At 49.7% G+C, this 17,728-nt stretch carries 15 protein-coding genes; 7 read left to right on the forward strand and 8 right to left on the reverse strand.

Annotated elements, in window-relative coordinates:
* Window positions 1–49 precede the first annotated feature (49 nt).
* The 3 genes from H6F52_RS20200 (at window position 50) to H6F52_RS20210 (ending at window position 3,459) form a co-directional block, all read left to right on the forward strand.
* Entirely contained in the window at window positions 50–511 is a 462-nt protein-coding gene (locus H6F52_RS20200) for a tetratricopeptide repeat protein (RefSeq protein WP_190536556.1), read from the forward strand.
* Between the two features lie 30 nt (window positions 512–541).
* Window positions 542–2,236, forward strand: a complete 1,695-nt coding sequence (cobA, locus tag H6F52_RS20205) for a uroporphyrinogen-III C-methyltransferase (RefSeq protein ID WP_190536557.1) — start codon at window positions 542–544, stop codon at window positions 2,234–2,236.
* 683 nt (window positions 2,237–2,919) lie between these two features.
* The gene (locus tag H6F52_RS20210) at window positions 2,920–3,459 is read left to right on the forward strand and encodes a phycobiliprotein lyase (protein WP_190427680.1); all 540 of its coding nucleotides are present in this window, start codon (window positions 2,920–2,922) and stop codon (window positions 3,457–3,459) included.
* A gap of 2 nt (window positions 3,460–3,461) precedes the next feature.
* Here H6F52_RS20210 and H6F52_RS20215 read toward each other — a convergent pair whose 3' ends face one another.
* The 5 genes from H6F52_RS20215 to H6F52_RS20235 all read right to left on the reverse strand — a co-directional run bounded on the left by H6F52_RS20215 (window position 3,462) and on the right by H6F52_RS20235 (window position 12,218).
* On the reverse strand, window positions 3,462–5,639 hold the full coding sequence (locus H6F52_RS20215) for a response regulator (RefSeq protein WP_190536558.1): 2,178 nt from the start codon (window positions 5,637–5,639) through the stop codon (window positions 3,462–3,464).
* 180 nt (window positions 5,640–5,819) lie between these two features.
* Window positions 5,820–6,275 carry a response regulator gene (locus tag H6F52_RS20220; RefSeq protein ID WP_190536559.1) on the reverse strand — a complete coding sequence of 152 codons (456 nt, stop codon included), beginning with the start codon at window positions 6,273–6,275 and terminating at the stop codon, window positions 5,820–5,822.
* Window positions 6,269–8,305 (reverse strand): CHASE3 domain-containing protein, encoded by a 2,037-nt coding sequence (locus H6F52_RS20225; RefSeq protein ID WP_190536560.1) that lies wholly within the window; start codon window positions 8,303–8,305, stop codon window positions 6,269–6,271. The genes H6F52_RS20220 and H6F52_RS20225 overlap by 7 nt, the downstream gene beginning before the upstream one ends.
* A gap of 316 nt (window positions 8,306–8,621) precedes the next feature.
* Complete coding sequence (locus H6F52_RS20230; protein ID WP_190536611.1) at window positions 8,622–10,391, reverse strand: diflavin flavoprotein; 1,770 nt, start codon at window positions 10,389–10,391, stop codon at window positions 8,622–8,624.
* 108 nt (window positions 10,392–10,499) lie between these two features.
* Window positions 10,500–12,218: a diflavin flavoprotein gene (locus tag H6F52_RS20235; RefSeq protein WP_190528113.1), complete on the reverse strand. Its 1,719-nt coding sequence runs from the start codon at window positions 12,216–12,218 to the stop codon at window positions 10,500–10,502.
* 141 nt (window positions 12,219–12,359) lie between these two features.
* Here H6F52_RS20235 and H6F52_RS20240 point away from each other — a divergent pair, with 141 nt between their 5' ends.
* Window positions 12,360–13,154, forward strand: coding sequence for a pantothenate kinase (locus tag H6F52_RS20240; protein ID WP_190528111.1), 795 nt, complete (start codon window positions 12,360–12,362; stop codon window positions 13,152–13,154).
* 163 nt (window positions 13,155–13,317) lie between these two features.
* Here H6F52_RS20240 and H6F52_RS20245 read toward each other — a convergent pair whose 3' ends face one another.
* Together H6F52_RS20245 and H6F52_RS20250 are read right to left on the reverse strand one after the other, a co-directional pair.
* Entirely contained in the window at window positions 13,318–14,157 is an 840-nt protein-coding gene (locus H6F52_RS20245; protein WP_190536561.1) for an alpha/beta hydrolase, read from the reverse strand.
* Between the two features lie 73 nt (window positions 14,158–14,230).
* The gene (locus H6F52_RS20250; protein WP_190426228.1) at window positions 14,231–14,686 is read right to left on the reverse strand and encodes an NUDIX hydrolase; all 456 of its coding nucleotides are present in this window, start codon (window positions 14,684–14,686) and stop codon (window positions 14,231–14,233) included.
* A gap of 146 nt (window positions 14,687–14,832) precedes the next feature.
* On the opposite strand from H6F52_RS20250, the gene H6F52_RS20255 reads away from it, so the two are divergent.
* From H6F52_RS20255 to H6F52_RS20265, 3 genes are all read left to right on the forward strand, one after another.
* Window positions 14,833–15,126 (forward strand): hypothetical protein, encoded by a 294-nt coding sequence (locus H6F52_RS20255; RefSeq protein WP_190536562.1) that lies wholly within the window; start codon window positions 14,833–14,835, stop codon window positions 15,124–15,126.
* A gap of 282 nt (window positions 15,127–15,408) precedes the next feature.
* On the forward strand, window positions 15,409–15,804 hold the full coding sequence (locus H6F52_RS26525; protein ID WP_190536563.1) for a hypothetical protein: 396 nt from the start codon (window positions 15,409–15,411) through the stop codon (window positions 15,802–15,804).
* 2 nt (window positions 15,805–15,806) lie between these two features.
* Window positions 15,807–16,001 carry a hypothetical protein gene (locus tag H6F52_RS20265; RefSeq protein WP_190414631.1) on the forward strand — a complete coding sequence of 65 codons (195 nt, stop codon included), beginning with the start codon at window positions 15,807–15,809 and terminating at the stop codon, window positions 15,999–16,001.
* A gap of 180 nt (window positions 16,002–16,181) precedes the next feature.
* Here the strand turns inward: H6F52_RS20265 and argH are convergent, their stop codons facing one another.
* The gene (gene argH, locus H6F52_RS20270; protein WP_190536564.1) at window positions 16,182–17,567 is read right to left on the reverse strand and encodes an argininosuccinate lyase; all 1,386 of its coding nucleotides are present in this window, start codon (window positions 17,565–17,567) and stop codon (window positions 16,182–16,184) included.
* Window positions 17,568–17,728 lie beyond the last annotated feature (161 nt).

The following is a 17,728-nucleotide window of genomic DNA, read 5'->3' on the forward strand; positions in this document are numbered from 1 at the left end:
TAAGCTTAAGCAAAATAGAACCGCTAGAAGTGCCGGAGGGCTACCAAGGGTGGAAACGGAAACATCTCAACTAACTTATTTTCTGGCTGTCGCTGTCGTCGGGATTAGTCTAACTCTCCTGGGTTTTTTCTTGGGGAAGACATTCGTCGCTTCAAACTTTTTTAAAAAAGGAGTGAAACTTTATAAAGACAAAGATTATGCGGGTGCAGAGACAGCTTTTCGCCAGGTGATTGAGCGACACCGCACCAATGACATGGCTCGATTGCTGTTGGGAAATGCGCTGATGGCGCAAGATAAGATTGACGAGGCAACACCCATATTCCGGGAATTGATTGAGCGATCGCCCAAAAATGTCGATGCTTATTTGAGGTTGGGAGACACGCTGATTAAACAAGACAAAATCGAGGAAGCGATCGCAATTCTTCAAAAAGCTAGAAACTTATATAAAGCGGGTACAACCGAGCAACAACAACTCGATCAACTCATCCAAGAAATGGACATCCCGAAATAAGCTTCAAATTCATTTGAGCGCAGCCAAATCATGACTGAGCGTACCGGAAAAGTATATCTGGTGGGGGCGGGACCGGGAGATGTTGCTTACCTCACCGTCAAGGCACAACATCTGCTGGTTGAGGCAGAGGTGTTAGTCTACGACGCCCTCGTAGATGCCCAGTTGTTGGAGTTGGTGCCTGAAAGTTGCCTGAAGTTGGATGTGGGCAAACGCGGTGGACAACCCAGCACACCGCAAGCTGAAATTAACCAACTGCTGGTAGAACACTGTCAGCAGGGAAAGCAAGTCGTGCGGCTAAAAAGTGGCGATCCGTTTATTTTCGGGCGTTCTACTTCGGAAATTCAGGCATTAATTGCCGCTGGGTGCCCTTTTGAAGTCGTACCGGGGATTTCTTCAGCACTGGCAGCACCGTTGCTGGCGGGGATTCCGCTAACAGATCCGGTGATGAGCCGAGGTTTCACGGTGATTACTGCCCATGAGCCAGATGTTTTGGACTGGGAAGCGCTGGCGCGGATGGAAACGCTGGTAATCTTGATGGGTGGGCGCAATCTCGGTGAAATTGTCTATCAGTTGCATCGATATGGGCGATCGCTTTCTACTCCCGTCGCCGCGATTCGTTGGGCGGGAACGCCTCAACAACAAGTCTGGACAGCTACGCTGGGCACTATCGTTGAGCAAACTAGGGGTGAATCTCTCTCTCCCAGCGTCATTACCATCGGGGAAGTCGTCGGTTTGAGAGAATACTTGCGATCGCCAGATGCACCAGTCGTCTCAGATCGACGCCTAAATCCGCCCGTACAATCATCAGAATCTTCAACCCAATCCGCAGGGGTGAGTTTATCAGACATACCTATGGGAAGCCACAGTTCTCAGAAAACCTCGTCTCTAACGACTCAAAACTCTTCCCAACCGCTAGCTGGGAAAACTATCCTGGTGACACGCGCCGCAGGACAATCGGGTGAGTTTTGCTTGCGCCTCCAAGAAGAAGGCGCGACGGTGATTGAGATGCCGACGCTGGAAATTACTCCTCCTTCCAGTTGGGAAGAATTGGATCGTGCGATCGCGCACTTATCGGATTTCGACTGGTTAATTCTCACTTCCAGCAACGGGGTTGATTACTTTTTTGAACGGTTGGAAGCGGGAAATCAAGATGCCCGTGCCTTAGCCGGGGTCAAAATTGCCGTTGTCGGGAAGAAAACTGCTCAAAGTCTCAAGCAGCAAGGCTTACAACCCGATTTTATTCCCCCAGATTTTGTTGCAGATTCGCTGGTTGAATACTTTCCAGAACTGTTAGAAGGCAAGAAAATTCTGTTTCCCAGAGTGGAAACGGGTGGAAGAGAAGTCTTGGTGAAGGAATTAACCGCCCAAGGAGCAGAAGTAATCGAAGTGGCGGCTTATCAATCTCAGTGTCCGAAAGCGATCGCACCCGCCGCCTTAGATGCCCTCCAGCGACAAGCAGTGGATGTGATTACTTTTGCAAGTTCTAAAACCGTGCAATTTTTTGGTCAATTAGTCGGTGAAATCGATAAATTGCCTTTACAAGGTGTCTGTATTGCCTCGATTGGCCCTCAAACTTCTAACACCTGTCTTTCTCTGCTGGGGCGAGTGGATGTCGAAGCCCCAGAATACACTCTAGACGGCTTAACCCAAGCGATCGTCCAGTGGGCGACATCTGAGGCGAATGTCCGCGATCGCTTGGCTCACAACTCAAATATAGATTGCTAGATAGCTATTCTCGATTGGATGCCGTACATTTTAACCCCACCCCTGCCCCTCCCCGTAAACGAGGAGGGGTTTAATATTCCCGATTCTCCTCGCTGCCTGCCCCGCCTTGCTGCCGCTAGTGTCGCGCCGTCAACGAAGAGGGGTTTAATATTCTCCCCTCTCCGTTCACGGAGAGGGGCTGGGGGTGAGGTTCCATATTCTCCTCCCCATAAACGAGGAGGGGTTCCCTGTTCTCCCCTCTCCGTGAACGGAGAGGGGTTGGGGGTGAGGTTCAAAGTATTACACGCAACTGAAAACCGCGATCATCTCTCTCGAAAGCTTTTCCACCTTTCGTCGTGCCCTTATGGGATAGACGGTTCTAAGATTCTTCCGGATGACAGAGCCGCTACTAAGTATTTTTAGCTATCATCTATTATTATTAAGATTGTTAACAGTAACTTGCATTTTGGCAGGCTTACCACTCTAACCAAGGTGGTACGTCAGCTAAGTGCCAGATAGCTGACCCGATATAGTGGCGCTCAACTGTACCCAGATCGGGTGTCACTAGAAACCGCGACTTGCACAACCGTTCATCAGATTGCTTGCATAAAGGTCAAATAAAAGGGTGATAAGTCCCATAGCTACCAAGCAAAAATTGACGCTTGCAAGAACTTTATTTTCAATTCATATGAGGACTGGTACTGGTGACAACACTAAGACAACTTGCCCAAACCAATGAAGAATCTTTAATTGCAGCGTTTTTTCAGGAATCAGAGGGCAAATGGCACTCTGAAAGACGCTACTATACGCTGCCGGATGGAGAAACCAAGGAGATGGTGAGTCTGATTACCGTCCGGTTTCTGGAACAGGGAAGCTCGGAATTGCTACATTTGGCAGAGTTACACCAGCTGGAAGATCCAGCAGCGCTGATTTGTGGTTCCTATGTAGAATGGAACAGCACAAATTCAGTCACAAACCGCAAAGAGTCCAAAGGTTCGACACTATTTGGCGCATTAGGAACCACACTCTATCGCGATCGCGGCTTTGCCACTCCGAAACCCGTCACGGCTGAGTATTATTTCCCCAATCCCAAAACTTTGTGCTTGCGGACAGAGTACAGAGACTCTTCATTTGAAGAAGAATTAAAACTGATTGGTCGAAGCTACCGCACCCGGCAAACGATCATCTCCCGTGCCGGAGAACAGCAAATGATCGGTCAATATCTAGAAAAGCGCCTTAGCTAGACTTAACCTGCACACCCAGCCAGAAGTGCCACCGCCGCCACTAAATCATCAGGCTCGACGGGCTTAGACTGATACATTTGAAACCCTGCCTTCAGGGCGCGGTTTTTATCTTCCTCCCTAGCGTAGGCGGTCAGCGCTAGGGCTGGAATTTGTTTTCCGGTTTTTTCTTCCAGATTTCTCATCTTGCCGATGAGGGCGTAGCCATCTTCCTCTGGCATTCCAATATCACTCACCAGCAAATCGGGCTGCCAGTTACGAAGGACTTCTAACGCCTCGGCTACGGATGCGATCGCTTTCACTTTCGCCCCAGACTCTTCAAGCACGAGGGCGATCAATTCGCGTGTATCCGTATCATCATCCACAACTAGAACCTGCAATCCGCTCAGGAGTTGAGGTGCTTGTGCTACCTTCTCCTTAGCTTCCCCGCTCCCCGGCTCCTCTGCCCCCTGGCGCTCCTGCCCCTCGGTTTCTCGACTTTTATCAAAAAGTGGTAGAAGCACTGTAAACGTTGCTCCCTGCCCGATTCCGAGACTGGCAGCACGAACGGTGCCACCGTGCAATTCCACCAAGTGACGCACAATCGCTAATCCGAGTCCTAATCCTCCATGCGATCGCGTGATACTCGCATCAGCTTGACGAAAGCGGTCAAACGCATAGGGCAGAAAGTCGGGGCTAATGCCCATGCCTGTATCGCTAATTTGGATTTGGGCAAAGAAAGTTGAAGGTTGCGGGTTATTAGGTGGAGAGTTCGTGGGTTGCACTTCAACTTTTTCTTGAAGTTTTCCTTCAACCCTCTCCAGCCGCACCTCAATTTGCCCGCCTTCTGATGTGAACTTGATGGCGTTGGAGAGTAGATTCCAAACGACTTGCTGCAAGCGATCTGGATCGGCAGCGACCAAGCCGACTGAGCGGTCTAGTACCGCCTTGACTCGAATCCCCTTGGCATCCGCTGCCGGACGCAAGATATTAATCGCTTCATCAATGATAGGTCTCAGCTCGATCGAGCGAATATTCAGGTGCAGCTTGCCCCGAATAATCCGCGAGACATCTAAAATTTCATCGGTGAGTTTTACCTGCGCCTTGGCGTTGCGCTCAATACTCTCAAGGGCGCGAGAGATAACAGAGGGATCTAGCTTCTGAGTGCGGAGTAGTGTTGCCCATCCGAGGATAGAGTTCAGGGGAGTGCGGAGTTCGTGAGACAGGGTGGCAAGGAACTCGTCCTTGAGGCGATTTACCTCCTGTGCTTCCCGGTAGAGTCGGGCATTGTCAATTGCCAAAGCAGCCCGCTCCGCGAGGTCTTGCAGAAAGAATTGGTCATCACGAGTATAGGAATATCCGGGGCGATCGCGCGAAACGAATAAAGTCCCAATCCGCCGACCTCGTACCTCTAAGGGTGCGATCAAAATGCTGTATATCCCAAAGCGCTGCAAGTAGGGCAAATACTTGGACTCGCTCAAAGGTTGTATCTCCTCTGGCGACACGACTGGAATCAGTAGCGTCTCGCCCGTTTTAAAGACCCGACCCGTCAAACCCTCATCAACGCGGTGTGGCTCCGTGGCGAGGGTTTCTTGCAAACAGGCGAGGGCTTCTGGGTTTGGATGATAAATTGCTACCGGGTTGAGGTACTTTCCATCATCTGATAGGATGCGAACTACGCACAGATTTCCCAGTCGCTGAGCTATTTGCTGACTGACCAGTTCTAGAACTGCTTGAAATTCCGGAATTTTCTCAGCAAAAGCCCGCGATACCTCGCTCAAAGCTTGCCGATGCGCTTCCAGACGAGCGGCTCTTCGCTGAGTTTCGGCTCGTTCTAGGGCTAACTGCACCGCAGCGGGCAAACGGTTGTAATATTTGGGCAACTTCAGAACGTAGTCGGACAGCCCCGCCTTCATCGCTTCTACAGCAATCTCTTCGCTGCCTGTATTAGTAAACATCACCACGGGGCAGTCGGGATACCGATCTTTAACGGCACGCAACACCTGTAGACCATCACTCCAGCGCAGTTGATAGTCAGTGACAACGGCATCGAAGCCATCTGCCGCCAGCGCCTGGTTTAAGCCATTGATTTCTGCAATCTCCTGGATTTGGAGATCGGAAAAGGCTCGGTTGAGCTGACGAGCTGCTAGAAGGCGGTCATCAGGGTTGTCATCGATCAGTAGAATACGTAAAGTTTGGCTCATATCCGCTATTCAGTTGGAAGGTTGAAAGGGTTGAAGGTTGAGGATTCTACGAGAGTTGCCGGTTGAAGGTTGAAGGCTGAAGAACGTAATTGATCTGTTTGCCTTGCATCTGTCAACTTTTCCACTTTCACCTTTTCCACTTTCAACTTTATCTACTTTCAACCTGTAACTTTTCCCCTTTCAACCTTCCTCTAATTTTGGCTTCTGGTTGAAAATGAGCCAATATGAATTCAGTGTTTTCACCATATCCAGCAACGCTTCAAAAGCAACTGGTTTAACCAAGTAAGAGTTGGCTCCCAGGTCATAGGCTTGGTTGATGTCACGATTTTCCTCGGAGGAAGTTAGAACAACAACCGGCAGGCGCTTCAGGTCTGGCTGCTGCCGTAACCATTCCAGCACCTCAAGACCCGACTTGCGAGGGAGTTTCAGGTCTAGCAGGATCAAAACGGGTAGGGGGTAGCGATCGCGATCGGTGTAAGGCGGTTCGCCCGCAAGGTAAAACACGGCTGCCTCCCCATTTTCCACCACTTGCAATGGGTTAAGCAGGTTAGCTTTCCGAAAAGCTCGCTGGATCAGGAAAATGTCATTGGAGTCGTCTTCCACCAGCAAAATAGTATAGTTAGACGCGTTCAACATTCGTCTCTAGCCTTGGGCAGGTCTATCCAAAATCTGCTTCCCTCACCAGCTTGCGACTCGACTCCGGCATGACCTCCCATGCGTTCTAACCCTTTCCGCACAATTGCCAACCCAATGCCAGTGCCGGGGTAACTTTCAATTCCGTGTAGGCGCTCGAAGACGCGAAAAATGCGTTGTTGATGTTCTGGAGCAATGCCGATGCCGTTGTCTTCTATCCACAAGCGTACCCAAAATTGGGAAGTTGCTGAAGGTTGATTACTCTCTGGCTCTTCGGCTGTAGACGCGATCGCTCTTGTCTCTACAATACCCTGTTTCTCGGCTTCCCCTCTCTCCCTAACTTCTGCCCATACTCGCACCTGCGGTTGGACTCCAGGAGCGATGAATTTTATCGCATTATTTAGCAAATTTGTCAAGACTTGAATCAAGGTGGTGCGATGCCCGACGATTTGAGGCAGCAGTGGTTCTACTGTCACTTGGACTTGTTTTTGCCGCAGTTCTGGCTCTAGTTGAGCGAGGACTTCCACCACCAACGTTTCTAGGGAAATCGGCTGGAGACGGATCTCCGTGCGGCTGAGGCGACTATAGTCGAGCAGATCCTGGATTAAGGTATCCATGCGCTGAGAAGCCGTAATAATGCGCTGGGCATAATCTTGCCCGATGGCATCTAAGGAGTCGCTATAGTCTTCTAACAAAGCGTGACTGAAACCCTGCATAGCACGCAATGGCGCACGGAGGTCGTGAGAAACGGAATAGGCAAACGCTTCTAATTCAGCATTTGCTTCCTGCAATTGGACAGTGCGATCGCTGACGCGCTGCTCCAGTTGTGCATTGTACTGTTCGAGTTGTTCTCGTAACTCAGCTTGCTGCATCGCGATCGCAAGTTGGTTGGCAACCTCAATGGCAATCTCTTGGTGTTCCGGATTAAACGTTGCCGGTTCCGTGGCACTTAGAATCAGTTCGCCGAGCAGATTTTCTTCGACCCGCAGGGGTACAGTCATGCAGCTGCTTTGCCCTTCCCCCATTCGCTTCATGGCAGGCGGACAACGATTGAGTGCCGCGTTCTCTAGAGAATAGGTTCTCTGTTGCTCTAAGACAAATCCAGGCACAAACTCGTCAATGGGAAGCGTAGCGCCTTCTTTGAACCACAAATCTCCGTTGACACTTCCGGCTATCACTTGGGCAACGCCAGTTTCAAAGTTAAACAACACCACAAAAGCCTGCTGGCAAGGCACTAAGCGCCGCATCCGGGACAATGCCGCGCGGACAAGTTCTGCCCGTGAATGTGCTGCCAGAATCGCCTGGTCGATCTCATGCAATGCTTCCAACCGCTGGGCAGATCGACGCAGCGCGTTTGTTTGCTCTTGGGCGATCGCGAGGGCGTGTTTGTAGGTTTTTGCTACTGCCATCAACTGACGGTTGGTGAACAATGCCAGCAGGCTTCCCAACCCAATGGTTAAGCCGAGAGTGCTGCCGATTGTCAGTTGGGTTGTTTTTTGAGCGGTGTCGGTGCGAACATCCCGCAGAACCTCCTCGGTTTCGATGAACGAGGCAAGCTGACTCCGCATCGCGTCCATTAGCTGTCTACGAGTGTTAAGCACAGAGAATTGATAATCGCTACTGCGCTGCTTGCGAGCGATCTGGGAGGGGGCATATCGATTCCACTGTTCATAAATTGCCCGCAACTCTTTGAGACGCTGAGTTTGTCGCGGGTTGTCCGAAATTAAAGAACGCAAGTCATTAAAAGCCGGATTGATTAACAAACTTGACTGTCGGTAAGGCGCTAAAAAAGCCGGATTGCCGGTGATCAGATACCCGCGAATCCCGGTTTCCATATCTAATAGCAATCTCTGAGTATAGTTCGCTTGGGCAATAACTCGATTGGTGTGGTCAACCCACCGCGTTACCGAAAGTAGGTGGTTGAGCTGCAAAAATAAGATGCCGGAGAGCGCTAGCATCAAAATCAACGGCAACGCGATCGCACGAGTTAGCCTGTGTCGAAAGTTGTTTTGAGCAGTCTCAAATAGCGCCATTTCAACCCTTCAAGCCTTTCGGCTCTAGCAGTAAGCTTTAGCGATCGCACTTGGCGGAAGCCGTCAGCGCCCGCTATGTTGTCTCCTTTACTTTGAAAAAATACTGAGCCAGCAGATCCAAAGATAGCGATCGCTATCTTCCAAGCTAACAACTTACAGCACAATAGCAATCCCCAATTAATTATTAGTTAAAACGGTGTGCAACTTTCGGGATGTCTTCCCCACTCATTCGAGTGAGATTTCCCTCTCCAAACTCCTGATAAATCGGTTGCTCACTCAGAAAAAGTTGCACTGGGCGTTATGCACTGGGCGTTATTTAATAATGGCTACCCGATTTTCGGTGATGAACGGCGGTGACGCCTTCCTGCTGTAACACCTTGCCATTTTCCACCACAGCGTAGACCAACCAGTGATCGCCACATTCCATCCGGTTGCGGGCAGTACATTCCAGATAAGCAAGGGCATCGGTGAGAATCGGACAACCATTTTGGGCGTCTTGCGTAGCGACACCCGCAAATCGGTCTTCACCAGGACCAAAAGGTTTGAGAAAATGCTTCATCAAGCCGATGTGCTTGCCTTCTCCCAAAATATTTAAAACAAATTTTCCGCCAGAATGCATCAGCGATTCAATCGCTCGATCCTTGGCGACAGCAATGGTTAAACCGGGGGGATTAAAAGTTGCCTGAGACACCCAAGAAGCCAACATCGCCCCGCTGAGTTCGCCTTGTTTCGTTGTTACAACGGAAAGAGAGCCAACCAGATGCCCCACCGCTTGTTCGATCCTGGCAGATTGCGAAGGTGAAATCGGTTGCACGCTTAACTGTTGTCGAGCCATTTTGGCTTTTTTAGCTTTTTTCAACGCTTGGGCGAAGTCTGTCCCGGCTTCTTCGCAATATTTCAGCGTCACCTCGGTGGGTTTAAATTTGACTCGAATCGGGTCGAAGCCAAAGCGATATCCAGCATCTTTTAACTTGCCTTCTAGTAGATCGATCGCTTCCCCACTCCAGCCATAAGAACCAAAAACACCCGCCAGCTTGCCTTTGCTCGCGTTGGATAGGACAATGCCCAAGGCAGTTTGAATCGGCGTGGGAGCATGACCGCCGAGGGTAGGAGAACCCATGATAAACCCATCTGATTTTTCTACAGCTTCTTGAATTTCCGAGGGTTCGGCAAATTCGCAGTTAATTGATTCGACAGCAACGCCTGCTTTGGTAATACCACTAGCGATCGCTTGCGCCAAGGTCGCCGTATTTCCATAAGCTGAAGCATAGAGCAGCGCCACGCTCGTTTCAGTTGCCCTTTGCTGCTGGTTCCATTGACGGTAAGCTTGCGTCAGCGGAATTAGACTGTAGCGCACCAAGGGGCCATGACCCGTCCCATAGAGTCTGGCTGGCAAATCCTGTGTGAGTTTGTCTAGCGCTGTTTCGACTTGCCGAGCGTGGGGAGCCATCAGACAATCGTAATAGTAGCGCCGATCTTCGCTAAACACCGTCCATCCTTCATCAAACACCTGATCGCCGCAAACGTGCGCCCCGAAAAGCTTATCCGTATACAAAATTTCGGTTAGGGAGTCGTGGGTGCAAAGGGCGTCAGGCCAACGGGGACTAGGCGTGGGGATAAATTGTAAGTGATGACCTTTGCCTAAATCGAGGGTTTCTTCCCCTCGCATTATGGCAATTTGTAGATTGTGTTCTTGTAAAGTCTCTGGGAAAGTGTTTTCAAAAAGATTTCGCAGCAGAATTGACCCTGGATTCGAGCAAACAAAAGTAATTTGAGGAGCCAGTTTTAGTAAAGCATTCAGCGTAAAAACTCGGTTGGGGTTGACGTGTCCTAAAATCACGTAATCCAGCTTGTTTAAGTCAAATCGCTGCTGTAAAGCGGAAAGAAAAATGCCTGTAAATGATTCTCCCGGCGGATCGATGAGCGCTGTTTTATCCGCTTGAATCACATAAGAATTCGCCGTTGTGCCCCGTTGTAGAGCATATTCGATTTCAAACTTAAGTCTGTCCCAAGTGCGCGATCGCAACACAGTTGTATCTGCACCAATCGGGAGAACCTGAACATCGCGGGGTTTTGTGGCTGTCATCATAAGTTAAAACGGTAATTTTTTTAAACGCAAAGGTACACTCTCATACGCAAAGTTAAAGCTGCTTCTTTGCGTACCGAGAGCGCTAACCTTGGCGCATCAAGAGCGTTAATAATAATTTCCGATCTTGCGATGGTGAACCGCTGTGAGGGCGTCGGGTTTGGAGACGCGACCGGATTGAACGGTGCTGTAAACTATCCAATGATCGCTGCATTCCATGCGGCTAGAGACTTCACACTCCATGTATGCGAGGGCTTCCGTCAGAATTGGGGAACCATTCTCCGCAGGCTGAGATTTGATCCCGGCAAATCGATCTGCGCCAGGGGGGAATCGTTTTAAAAAGTGCCGCATCAAATTTTGATAATTTCCTTCTTCTAAGACGTTGAGGACAAAGCAATCGCCTACTTGCATCATCGACTCAATAGCCCGGTCTTTTGCGACAGCGATGGTGAATCCTAGGGGTTGGAAGCTGGCTTGTGCCACCCAGGAAGCTAACATGGCACCTTTGACTTCGCCTTTTTTGGCAGTGATGATGTACAATCCACCGCTGATGCGTCCCAGGGCTTTTTCTAATTCGGCATCAAGAGATTTAATCTGTTTGATGTTGCGATCGCGGGTGAGCAATTGTCCTAAGTCTGTACCTGCTTCTTCACACAACTGATAGGTGGCTTCTCCGGGTGTATCTTTAATCCGAATTGCTGGAAATGCGACTGTCAGCCCTAACTCTCTAAATTTACTCACCAGCGGATCGACGGGTTCGTCATCTCCTCCGTAGGACTCCAGAATCCCGACTACTTGTTTTTCCTTAGCAGCGGCTAAAACGGTGCCAATCGCAGCTTGGGCGGCGGCAGAGGCGGCTGGGGGTGTGGCAATGACTAAGCCGGATGAACGCCCTACCAGTTCTTGCACCTCCTGAGGATCGGCGGATTTCAGGTCGAGTGTCTCGACGGCGACGCCTGTTTTGGTGATGCCTTTGGCGAGAGATTGGGAAAGGCGATCGCTATACCCGTAATCGGAGACGTAAAATACCGCTACTGTCGTCTCGCCCTTGGTTTGAGCTTGACTCCACTGGCGATAACGTCCTGTCAGTTCCACGACGTTGTGGCGTAGCAGCGGGCCGTGTCCAGTGGCGATGGTGTGTACTTCTGGTAGTTCTCCCATCCGTTTCAGTGCAGATAGCACTGAACGAGCATTCGGAGCCATCAGACATTCGTAGTAAAAGCGATAATCGGCTTCGATGGCGGCTAAATCTTCATCGAAGGTGCTATCTGAGCAATAGTGCAAGCCAAAGGCGTCGCAGGTATACAGGATTTGGGTTTTGTGGTCGAAGGTGAAAATCGTGTCGGGCCAGTGCAAGTTGGGAGCAATCACGAATTCCAATTCGTGTCCGTTGCCTAAATCCAACTTGTCGCCATTTTTGACGATTCGCCGCTCAAACGGCTGATGCACAAAATCTTCGATAAACTGGATTGCGACTTTTGACCCAACCACCGTTACCTGAGGAGCCAGTTTCAAGATGTCTTTGACTAATCCGCTGTGGTCTGGCTCGGTGTGGCTGATAATCAGGTAATCAATTTCTTTTGGGTCGATGAGTCCATGTAATGCATCCAGATATAGCTGGCGGAACTTTTCATGGGAGGTATCCACTAAAGCCGTCTGCTCACCCCGAATGATGAAGGAATTATAGGTGGTGCCGTTTTGCAGCCCAAATTCAATGTCGAAGCGATCGCGATCCCAGTCAAGCGAGCGAATCGTTGTCGTGTCAGGGGCGATTTCGCCGGTCTGCATGGTGAGGCGTTTTTGGGTTCGGTCGGTGAGCGCTACCATCTCTGGTCTCCTTCTGTTGCAACCCATTAGGTATTTTTTCTTCTTTCATTCTGCCACGAGTCTCTTGTAAAGATTTATTAAAAAACCTATGAGTGAGTTAAGAGTTTTAAAAGTGCCGAACGGCTCCAGGCTCAGAGAACGATGAATTGGCTAGCTTTGACGATCGGGAATTCGCGGCTGCACTGGGCGTACTTTGTGGGAGAAATTCTTCAGGATGCCTGGGATAGCTACTATCTGCCAGCGGCAACTGTGAATCGTCTGGCGCAGCGCTTAGCAGCGGGTAAATTTCCACTGGAAATTTTGCCACCCAGTCCGACCAATTCACTATCCAAAATCCACAATCAGCAATCAAAGTTGCCGATTTATCTGGCTTCGGTGGTTCCAGAGCAAACAGCACTTTGGCAAAGTTACCCAGATATCCGTGTCATGACTTTAGACCAATTGCCCCTTGAAGGACTTTATCCCACTCTTGGTATTGACCGGGCTTTAGCGGTGTTGGGTGCTGGCGAAGTTTGGGGCTTGCCTTCTTTAGTGATTGACGCTGGAACTGCTTTGACATTTACGAGTGCAGATGTCAACCATCGGCTAGTGGGTGGGGCGATTTTGCCTGGGTTAAGGTTACAGCTACAGTCTCTAACCCAAAGAACTGCTGCGTTACCACCGATAGAATTGCCCCAGGAAATGCCGCCGCGTTTTGCTGTAAACACACCGGAGGCGATTCAGAGTGGCGTTATCTACACTGTCTTGGCTGGAATCAAAGACTTTATCCAGGCTTGGTGGCAGAAATTTCCAGGTAGTCGGGTGATTTTGACGGGAGGCGATCGCGCTACTTTATTTGCTTATCTCCAAATCCAGTTTCCTGAAATAGCCAGTCAGATAATTAGCGACCCGAATCTGATATTTATGGGAATGCGGTCAGTCGTCCTTAGTTCTTAGTCCTTAATAAAGCGATTCACATCAAATCCGCTTGATTCTCCACAATTGAGAAAAACCTTACCCCGCCTCCACCTGCGGCTCCGGCTCCTCTCCGCAAGCGGAGAGGGGTTGGGGGGTGAGGTTCTTTTATTAACTCCACTACAAGCGCACAGCCTATGCGCCCCTAATGCTTACTAACGAAATCTCGAATATACTGAGCCACGACATCTGGCAACGCTTCGGGTAGATCGTTTCCCGCAAAGCTAATAATTTCCAACTGAGCTGATGGAGTTAAGTCCGCGTAGGCTTGACTTTCGGCAATTCTAGAACGACTGTCGCGATCGCCTTGCAAAATCATAACGGGGACTTTCAGCCACTCCAGTCTTTCTTTCAATAATTCTGCTTGAATTTCGGCGCGGCGGCGTTGAAATAATAGCTTGTCGGTAGTGGGAAACTGCACCGGCTGTTCTTGTCGCCGCTTCTTTTGCCCAGTCTGCTTGCGGGGAAACAGGCGATTGTTGGAGACACGAGCGATCGCATCTATGAGCGATCGCCACCCGGAGGATACCACCTTAGACAGCCGCTTAAATAGAGATGTAAATAGAGAGGGGCGCGATCGCTCGGTTCTTAATCCCTCCGCTTCCACCCCAATTGGAGCTAACAGCACTAATCCGCGCACCTGTTCCAAATATTTCAGCGCGAAGCTCGCCGCAATCCACCCTCCCAGCGAGTGACCAATTAAAAAAACTTCCCGCTGGTTTAATGCTTCCAACAACTCAGCGAGACATTCCATCTCTAACTCAATCGAGTAGTGAACATTCGGGCGTTCAGAGTCACCAAAGCCGAGTAAATCTGGGGCAAAGCAGTGGTAATCTCGACTCAAACAATCGATGACAGGTAGCCATTGACTACTATCGTGAGCCGATCCGTGTAAAAAAACCAAAACTGGCCCTTGACCGACTTCGCGCCAGAAGATTTGTCCTTGGGACAGCTTTATTCGAGAATTGCGTAGCGGTAGAGTCATCCTAGATTTTAGATTTTAGATTTTAGATTCTAGATTGACGATGGATTGACTCATCCAAAATCGAAAATCCTGCTTATGCGAGGGTTGTCAAGCCGTTCAAGTAGTCCTGCAACTGCTGGTCGTGGTCATGGCAGAGTTTCCCTTGAGGCAAGGATGTCACAGAGAAAGCTTTGACTTCCATAATTTCCAGCGTATCCCGAACCTGCATTTCTCCCTGCACTTCTGCTTCTAGCGCTACACAAATCGAATGAATTCTGGGATCGCGGTCTGGCGAAGAATAAACTCCCACTAACCGGCGAATTTTTACTAACTCCAGTCCAGTTTCTTCCGCCAACTCCCGCCGCGCTGATGTCGGAATGTCCTCACCCCAATCAACAATACCGCCAGGAAAACCCCATTCACCTGTGTCTCCGCGTCGAATGAACACAATTCGACCATCTGGCAAAATCGGGATGATAGTTGTGCCGATAATGGGATGGCGGAAAATAATCCCTAGCACTGTTTGTATAAATCGCCATGACCGACGCATAGGCAAAAGAAGCTTTACTTCAACGCAGAAAGGAACTTTTACTTTTAGAGTCAATTTATGAGCAGGAAGTTCTCCGATTCCAGATAAAATTTAAAACTTTGCAAAAGGAGGGTTTCCCCAAGGGCTGAATCCGCATAGTTCTGGGGATGCCAGAATTGCTTATTCATCCACCTCTACAAATTAAAATTTTAAATCAGCGAGAATTTCTGCTTTTTGAGATTCAGTCACCTGAAGATAAATCTTCTCAATGTTACCATCCGAGCCGATCGCATTCATGTGCAGCGCTGAAGGCGTATCAACTGCTTGGTGCGGAATTTTTTAGCTTTTTGCTGCGGTTACGGCTGACAATTTTACCCAGCCAAGAAGCAGTATCGCTGAGTTTTAGGGACATGGGGATGTTTTCAACCGCAGCAAGTCAGCGCTTTTTAGTAGGCTGCTGACAGGCTGTTATGATATACGTTACAGATGCAAGTTCGGTCACGTCAGTCTGCGACCCGCCGTTTTTAGGCTAGCCTGTTTCGGTGTTTCTTCCACAGGTTTGAAGGCAGAGGCTTCCAGAGCCAAAAAAATGCTCTGGAAGAGCAACACACTCTCTGTCTAGATTCGCTTGGACAAGAGTAGGTTCTGAGAAGTTGCTAGAGACGCTTTAATTTTGCGCTTCTAGGTCGCTCTTCTCTCTCTCGGCTTTCATCTGAATCAACTGTTCGGATGGATATTGTTGGATGACTATTTACATCGAAAGTCTGTCTTCGCAGGTTACTCCAAAAGACTTTAAACAAGTCTCTGCATCTGGTTCAGCCAAAAGTGTGGCGATACCAAGCGACCGGAAGACAGGCAAAGTGTGGGGCTTTGCTTTCGTAGAGAGGGTGGAAGCTCCGCAAAAAAAGACAGCTATTTCGGTGCTGGATGGTGCAAAATGGATGGGGCGTCAGATGCAGATCAACCAAGCCAGACCGAAGGAGAACCCTCGAAAAGAGGGCGATCGCGGTAGATTGCCAGATTGGCAGATTCTAGCACCTGCTTTTCCAAGCCTTGGGCGTGACTGGCAACACCAACAAGCATCAGGTGCGGGGGAAAACCCAAAGGCACCATTTTTTAGTCGTATATCAAAGAGGTGAACATGGCGAAGCGCCGTAACCCTAAGAAAGAAAAGGCGCAGCGTAATCAAGCATACGCCCGCAAGTTTCGTAAACGTCAAACTACGGGTCGGTTCTCTAAATTCCGGCGTCAAAGATCGCCCGGAGAGAGAACCAATGAGGAGGATGAAGACAAGATGGGAGGAGGAATGGGAGCAATGGGCGGCGCGATGGGTTAGCCATTGCTCGGTGCTGAGGGCTGAGGGCTGAGGGCTGAGGGCTGAGGACTGAGGACTGAGGAAAAAAAATATTTTTCTTCAGCTACTAACTCTCTTGCGAAATTGAGAAATCCCCTATTCAGCCCTCAGTCTTGATTACTCAGTCCTAATTACTCAGTCCTCAGTCCTGATTACTTAGTCCTAACTACTCAGCCGAGACTGGGCAGCTTGAATCGCTTGTCTCACTTGCTCAAATCCGGTACCGCCGTAGCTGTTACGAGCGGCAACTACTTGTCTTGGAGAGATGGCTTCATAGATGTCTGGCTCAAAAGCTGGGTGCAATTCCTTCCATTCTTCCAAGCTCAAATCCTTGAGAAGTTTACCGGCAGCGAGGGAAGTTTTTACAACCTTGCCCACGAGATTGTAAGCTTCCCGGAAGGGGACACCCCGCGCTGCTAGGTAATCAGCAACATCGGTCGCGTTGGAGAAATCTTCCGCGACGGCTTCTGCAAGGCGAGCGGTACGAAATTCTAGCCCCTCGCGAAACAAAATGGTCATTGCTTCTAGGCAGCCTTTAACGGTCTTTACACTGTCAAATAGGCTTTCTTTGTCGTCTTGTAAGTCTTTGTTGTAAGCCAAAGGTAGCCCTTTCATCAGCACTAGCATTCCTTGCAGATGCCCAAAAACACGACCTGTTTTACCCCGCACGAGTTCAGGCACGTCGGGGTTTTTCTTTTGGGGCATGATGCTGGAGCCGGTGGCGCAGCTATCTTTGAGGGTGACAAAGCCGAATTCGTGAGATGACCAAAGGATGACTTCCTCCGATAAACGGCTGAGGTGAACCATGATCAGGCTGGCGCTAGAGAGAAATTCAATCGCAAAATCGCGATCGCTCACACCATCCATACTGTTGGCATAGACCCCATCAAAGTTGAGCAGTTTGGCGGTGTAGTGTCGATCGATGGGGAAAGTGGTTCCGGCAAGTGCGCCACTCCCCAAAGGCGAGATATTGACGCGCCCATAGACTTCTCCTAGCCGCTCCCAGTCCCGTTCTAGCATTTGAAAGTAGGCGAGGAGGTGGTGAGCTAAAGAGACTGGTTGGGCGCGTTGTAGGTGCGTATAGCCGGGAATTAGGGTTTCGACGTGATTTTGGGCAAGGTCGAGGAGAACTCCCTGAAATTCGCGCAACTGGCTGCGAATTTGGGAAATTTGATCTCGCAAGTAGAGGCGGGTGTCAGTGCCTACTTGATCGTTGCGCGATCGCGCCGTGTGCAGTTTTTTGCCGACATCTCCGGTAATTTCTGTCAGCCTACGCTCCACCGCAAAATGAACGTCTTCTGCATCTATCCCTGGATTGAAGTTTCCTTCTCGGTATTCTTGGCGGATTTGTTCTAAGCCTGCGACTAGCTGTTGTGCCTCCGACCCTGAAATAATGCCGGTGTGAGCGAGCATTTTGGCATGGGCAGTCGAGCCGGTGAGGTCGTATTCAATGAGTTCGATGTCGAAGCCGATACTAGCGTTGAAGCGAGCGATCGCAGGATGCAACGCCGATTCAAACCGTTGGCTCCAAGTTTTTTGTTGAGTCACGAGCTTCTTGGTAACGTTGGATTAACAGATTCAAAGGCGAGCAGCTTGAAAGGCGAGCAGGTTGAAAGTTGGCTCGTCGAGAAGGTTGTAGCTTGCAAAGGCAAGCATCTTACTCTTTAGCAAATTTCACGACGAGCAAGCTGTATCCAAACATTCAACTT

The organism is Coleofasciculus sp. FACHB-542 (genome assembly GCF_014695825.1).
Taxonomy (GTDB): Bacteria; Cyanobacteriota; Cyanobacteriia; order Cyanobacteriales; family FACHB-T130; genus FACHB-T130.